This is a genomic window from Pseudoflavonifractor phocaeensis, assembly GCF_021531375.1.
Taxonomy (GTDB): Bacteria; Bacillota; Clostridia; order Oscillospirales; family Oscillospiraceae; genus Lawsonibacter; species Lawsonibacter phocaeensis_B.
Map to the genome: position 1 here is coordinate 1 of NZ_JADYTU010000054.1, position 3013 is coordinate 3013.

Consider the following 3013-nt stretch of genomic DNA (forward strand, 5'->3'; position numbering starts at 1 on the left):
AAGCCATATTGTGAACCGTGCGTAGGGGGCGGCGTCCCCGACGCCCCATAATACATCCATAAACTAAAATTTATCTTCTCTCCTGTTTCATTTCAAGAAAGGATGTGTCTTATGACCGAACTGGAGCTGAAATACGGCTGCAATCCCAACCAGAAGCCCGCCCGTATCTTCATGGAGCAGGGCGACCTGCCTCTGACCGTCCTCAACGGCCGTCCGGGCTACATCAACTTTATGGACGCTCTCAACTCCTGGCAGCTGGTCAAGGCCCTGAAAAAGGCCACCGGCCTGCCCGCCGCCGCCTCCTTCAAGCACGTCTCCCCCGCCGGGGCCGCCCTGGGCCTGCCCCTGTCTGATGTGGAGCGTCAGATCTATCTGGCCCCCGAGGGCGACCTGTCCCCCATCGCCTGCGCCTACGTCCGGGCCCGGGGTGCCGACCGCCTGTGCTCCTTCGGGGACTGGGCGGCCCTGTCCGACGTCTGCGACGGGGACGCCGCCCGGGTGCTGGCCGAGGAGGTGTCCGACGGTGTCATCGCCCCCGGCTACACCGACGAGGCCTTGGCGATCCTTAGAACTAAGCGCAAGGGCGGCTACAACGTCATCCAGATCGACCCCGACTATACTCCCGCCCCCGTGGAGCGCCGGAACATCTTCGGCATCACCTTTGAGCAGGGCTACAACGACCTGGCCATCACTGAGGACATGCTGACCAACATCGTCACCGAGAACAAGGAGCTGTCCCCTCAGGCCAAGAACGACATGATGCTGGCTCTCATCACCCTGAAGTACACCCAGTCCAACTCTGTCTGCTATGTGAAGAACGGCCAGACCATCGGCGTGGGTGCCGGCCAGCAGAGCCGTATCCACTGCACCCGTCTGGCGGGAGACAAGGCGGACATCTGGTGGCTACGGCAGCACCCCAAGGTGCTGGGGCTCCAGTTTGTGGACGGCATCCGCCGGCCCAACCGGGACAACGCCATCGACCTCTACATCTCCGAGGAGCACGACGATGTGCTGGCCGAGGGTGTGTGGCAGACCATCTTCAAGGTAAAGCCCGAAGTTCTGACCCAGGAGGAAAAGAAGGCCTGGATCGCCCAGCTGTCCGGAGTCACCGTGGGCTCCGACGCCTTCTTCCCCTTCGGCGACAACGTGGAGCGTGCCCACAAGTCCGGCGTGGACTACATCGTCCAGCCCGGCGGCTCCATCCGGGACGACCTGGTCATTGAGACCGCCAACAAATACAACATGGTCATGGCCTTCACGGGCATCAGACTATTCCATCATTAATTTGAGAGGTGTAATGTTATGAAAGTTCTCGTCGTGGGCGGCGGCGGCCGCGAGCACGCCATCTGCTGGAAGCTGGCCCAGAGCCCCAAAGTGACCGAGCTGTATTGCGCCCCCGGCAACGCGGGCATCGCACAGGTAGCCACCTGCGTCCCTGTCAAGGCCACTGATGTGGAAAACATGGTCAAGTGGGCCAAGGAGAACGCCATGGACTTCGTCATGGTAGCGCCCGACGATCCCCTGGCCCTGGGCATGGTGGACGCCATGGAGGCCGCCGGCATCCCCGCCTTCGGTCCCCGGGCCAACGCCGCCATCATCGAGGCCAGCAAGGCCTTCTCCAAGTCCCTGATGAAGAAGTACCACATCCCCACCGCCAAGTATGAGACCTTTACCGAACTGGACAAGGCGCTCCGCTACATCGAGGAGCAGGGCGCTCCCATCGTGGTCAAGGCCGACGGTCTGGCCCTGGGCAAGGGCGTGGTGGTGGCCCAGACGGTGGAAGAGGCCCAGAAGGCAGTCCGTGAGATGATGGAGGACCACAAGTTCGGTGCCTCCGGCTCCACCGTAGTTATTGAGGAATGCATGGTGGGCCCCGAAGTCACGGTGCTGGCCTTCTGCGACGGAGAGCATCTGGTCCCCATGCTGTCCAGCCAGGACCACAAGCGGGCCTACGACGGCAACCAGGGCCCCAACACCGGCGGCATGGGCGCTTTCTGCCCCTCCCCCAAGTACACCCCGGAGATCGCGGAGCGCTGCACCAGAGAGATCTTCCTGCCCACTGTGGAAGCTCTGAAGGCCGAGGGCCGTCCCTTCAAGGGCGTCATCTATTTCGGCCTGATGCTGACCAAGGACGGCCCCAAGGTGGTGGAGTACAACGCCCGCTTCGGCGACCCCGAAACTCAGCCCATCCTGTCCATGCTGGACACCGATCTGCTGGACATTTTCCAGGCCTGTGTGAACGGCACGCTGGACCAGGTGGACATCAAGTGGAAGTCCGGCGCCGCCTGCTGCATCGTGCTGGCCTCCGGCGGCTACCCTGTGGCCTATGAGAAGGGCTACCCCATCTCCGGCCTGGAGGAGGCGGGCAAAATGGCTACCGTTTTCCACGCCGGCACCGCCCGGAACGAGGCGGGTGAGATCGTCACCGCCGGCGGCCGGGTACTGGGCATCACCGCCGTGGGCGGCAGCCTGAAGGAGGCCATCGACAAGGCCTACGCCGCCTGCAAGCCCATCTCCTGGCAGGACATGCACTTCCGCACCGACATCGGCAAGGTATGAGCCAACTGGATCTGGATGGCGTCATCTTTGACGCCGACGGTGTCCTGTTTGACACCGAAAACCTGGGCCTCCGGGTCTGGCGGGAACTGGGGCAGGAACTGGGTTTGCCCCAGCCCGCCGAACATTACCTGCACTTTGTGGGCCGGAGCCGGGCCGACATTCTCCATGAAATGGCCGTCCTGTTCGGACCCGACTTCCCCAGTGAGGAATTTATGACCAGAGGCTCCCGGCGGGCACTGGACATCATGGAGCGGGAGGGCATCCCCATGAAGCCCGGCGTGTACGAGCTGCTCTCCTTCCTCAAGGATAAAGGCGTCCCCACCGCCCTGGCCACCTCCACCTACCGGGACCGCACCGACTACCGCATGGGCCGCACCGGACTGACGGAGTACTTCCAGTCCATCACCACCGGCGACCAGGTGGTCCACAGCAAACCCGACCCGGAGATCTACAC

Annotated in this window: 3 protein-coding genes; all 3 read left to right on the top strand. The window is 63.0% G+C overall.

All coding sequences use genetic code 11. The features are described 5' to 3' along the window. The first annotated feature begins 111 nt into the window (after positions 1 to 111). A complete protein-coding gene (locus I6E39_RS10965; RefSeq protein ID WP_235381617.1) occupies positions 112 to 1284 on the top strand; it encodes a phosphoribosylaminoimidazolecarboxamide formyltransferase in 1173 nt (390 codons plus the stop codon). A gap of 18 nt (positions 1285 to 1302) precedes the next feature. Further along, on the top strand, positions 1303 to 2559 hold the full coding sequence (gene purD, locus I6E39_RS10970; RefSeq protein WP_235381618.1) for a phosphoribosylamine--glycine ligase: 1257 nt from the start codon (positions 1303 to 1305) through the stop codon (positions 2557 to 2559). Then, on the top strand, positions 2556 to 3013 hold a 458-nt coding region (locus I6E39_RS10975; RefSeq protein WP_235381619.1), incomplete at its 3' end, for an HAD family hydrolase. The genes purD and I6E39_RS10975, both read left to right, overlap by 4 nt.